This window comes from Hymenobacter terricola (assembly GCF_017921975.2).
Lineage (GTDB): Bacteria > Bacteroidota > Bacteroidia > Cytophagales > Hymenobacteraceae > Hymenobacter > Hymenobacter terricola.
This window is the reverse complement of record NZ_JAGEMO020000096.1, coordinates 1-3,149: the sequence shown is the minus strand read 5'-3', so window position 1 is coordinate 3,149 and position 3,149 is coordinate 1. Positions and strand designations below refer to the sequence as shown.

Below are 3,149 nucleotides of genomic sequence, written 5' to 3'. Positions count from 1 at the left end.
TCATCGAGCAGCTTCAGGGCGTGCTACAGCAGCATCATATTGGGGCCCCGGTCAAGAAGCAGAAAAAAGAGAAGAAGTCGGCGTAAGCATAGTTTTTGCCCTTCTCCCCGCAACTCCTTCCCATGAACCATACCTACCGGCCGGTGGCTAATTCCATTTCATCCCAGCGCTGGCCGGGATTGCTGCTGCTGGCGCTGCTGCTGCTCGGTAGCAGCGCCGCCAGGGCCCAGGGCCCGGAGCAACGCCCGCGCATCGGACTAACATTAAGCGGTGGTGGGGCCCGCGGCCTGGCCCACATCGGCTTGCTCAAGGCCCTGGATTCGGCCCAGGTGCGGGTGGACTACGTGACCGGCACGAGCATGGGGGCCGTGGTGGGTTCGCTGTACGCGGCCGGCTATTCGGGGGCCGAGATTGAGCAGGTAGCCCAGGGGCTGGACTGGGACGCGCTGCTTACCAACGCGGCCCAGCTGAGCACGATTACGCTGCCGGGCAAAGATGATTTCGGGCGCTACCTGGTGGAGCTGCCGGTGGTAAAGGGCAAGTTTCAGCTGCCGAACGGCGTGATTGAATCCGAGGAGCTGTGGCTGAAAATCAGCGAGTTGTTTTTTCCCTATTACCGCACCAAAGACTTTGCTCGGTTTAGGCGCGGGTTTCGGTGTGTGGCCACGGACATCATTTCCGGCGAGCCGGAGGTGCTGCGCACCGGCGAAGTGGTGGCCGCCATCCGGGCGAGCATGGCCATTCCGTCGGTGTTTACGCCGGTGCAGTACCAGGGGCACCGGCTGGTCGATGGCGGCGTAGTACGCAACTTTCCGGTGTCGGAAGTGAAGGCCATGGGCGCGGCCGTCGTCATCGGCAGCAACGTATCGGCCGGGGCCTACACCGAAGCTAGCCTGCGCAGCCCCGTCGACGTGCTGCTCCAGATTTCTTCCTTCAAGGACAACGCGGATTTCAAGGCGCAGAAGGCCTTGTGCAGCATCTACGTCGATTATCCGCTGGGCGACTACTCCAGCGGCAGCTTCTCGGCCGCCGCCCCCATCACGGCGTTGGGCGTGCGGCGGGGCCGGGCCGTGTTTGGGCAGCTCAAGGCGCTGCGCGACTCGCTGGATGCGCGCTACGGGCCGGCCCCGGCCTACCCGCCCGCCGCGCCGCGCGCCGACTCGGTGTACATCGAGAGCTATGAGGTGCGGGGGCTGCCGCCGGCTTCCGAGGCGCTGCTGGTCCGGCAGCTGCGGCTGCGGCCCCGGCGCTACTACTCGGCCCCGCAGCTGTCGGCCGCCATCCGCGACGCGTTTGGCACGCGGGCGTTCCGCAAAATCACCTACTCCCTGCAGCCCGCCTCCGACTCATCGGCCCGGCTCGTACTTGATGCGGAGCGCAGTCCGGCCACGCGCATCGGGCTGGGCCTGCACTACAACTCCCTGACCAGCATCGGCCTCATTGGCAGCCTGACTGTCCAGGATAGGCTCGCGCCCGCCTCGACCAGCCAGGTGGCGCTCAACATCGGCGAAAACCCGCGCCTGCGCCTCAAACACGTGCAGTACCTGGGCCCTCAGCAGCGCCTGGTGGGCCGCCTGCTGGCCCAGGGCGAGCGGGTCAGCATCACCACCTATAGCACCAGCTTCAAGAAAGCGGGCCTCTACACCCAGAGCTACGTGCTGGCCAACGCGCAGCTGCTGCGCCTGCTCGACCGCAACCGGGCTGTGGGCCTGGGCACGCGCTACGAGTACGGCCGTTTCACCCCCGAAATCACTTCCCGCCTCCAGCTCGACGGCCGCATTAGCCTGCTCAACAGCTATTTATTTTACGAGGCAAATACGCTCAATGCCGTCGCCTACCCCACCCACGGCCGCAAAATAGAGGCCGAGTACGGCTGGGTGTATCAGCAGCGTCCCTCTTTCAAATTATTGAGCGACACCACGGTTATCGGCACCGAGCAATCGGCCAACCTGTCCTTCCTGCCCTACGAGCACTCCCGGCTGAACGCCGAGCAGTACCTGCCGCTGACCAAGCGGGCCACACTGCTCGTGCAGGTGCAGGCGGGCGTGAACCGGCGCTATCGCCAAGCCATCGCCAACGACTTCGTAGTCGGCGGCCTCAGCGGCGTGCTGCGCAACCAGTTCACGTTCGCCGGCCTGCCCGAAGCCGGCCTCTACACCGGCAGCGCTGTGGCCGGGCTGGTGGGCTACCAGTACGCCGTGAGCCCGAAAGTATTCCTGACGGCCAAAGCCAATGCCCTCTACTACGACTTCATCGCCAACAGTGCCCGCCCGCAATCCGCCCGCTTGGCCTACGGCGGGGCCCTGAGCCTGGGCTTGGACTCCTTTCTGGGCCCCATCGACGTGAGCCTGATGTATTCAAACGTGGCGAAAAAGGTGCTGCCCTACTTCAACATCGGCTTTCCTTTCGGCTACCGTTAGGCCCGGCTTAAATGCGGCAGTGGACCGTTAGGCACGACGCGCTGGGAGATGCTGGCGGAGTTTGACCGCGAGATTGCTCCAGATGTGCCCTTGAAGCCCGCTACCTACTCTTCGCTAAATACGGCGGCAATAACCTGGCCCTGCACCGCATCGGCTCATAGCTCGACACCGGCCTCACGCCAAAGTCAACCACTATGTCAACGTGGCCCTGACGGGATTGCTTTTAATGTGTATTGAAAAGCAATTAGTTAATAAATTCGCTCCTTTTCGTGAATGAACCCACCAGAGGGAGGTTTGCGGCAGCCCGCAAGACCCGATACCTTTCTCTTAAAGCACCAGGGCCGTCACCAACAGCAGGTTTCGGCTGCATTACGGCCCGACAAACGCTTCTAAAGACCGTGTTCGGGTGCCGAATCAGGCGTCAAGCAGCCTATAACCCCGCCTATAACGTGCCTATAACGTGCCTATAACTGTTTTTAGCATGGCTATAACTCCCCCATAACTCTTTTGGAGGTGGCTATAACTGTTTTTGGAGGTACCTATAACTCTCTTTCGACCGTGGCTGTTGCAGAACCCGGGTTCGTAGAGGGAAGATGCAAGGCAAGAAGCTGTTTCTCGACAAGGAGGTGGTTCGCTTTCGGCTCAGTGAGCGGGTACGGCCCCATAACCTCTACCGCCGGCTCGCGGAGCTCGTCGACTGGAGCTTTCTCTACGAGGAGACCCGGGCCC

General features: G+C 62.5%; 1 protein-coding gene. It reads left to right on the top strand.

Annotated elements, in window-relative coordinates; translation table 11 throughout:
• Positions 1 to 122: 122 nt before the first annotated feature.
• Positions 123 to 2,420 (top strand): patatin-like phospholipase family protein, encoded by a 2,298-nt coding sequence (locus tag J4G38_RS25100; RefSeq protein ID WP_210521704.1) that lies wholly within the window; start codon positions 123 to 125, stop codon positions 2,418 to 2,420.
• Positions 2,421 to 3,149: the final 729 nt, after the last annotated feature.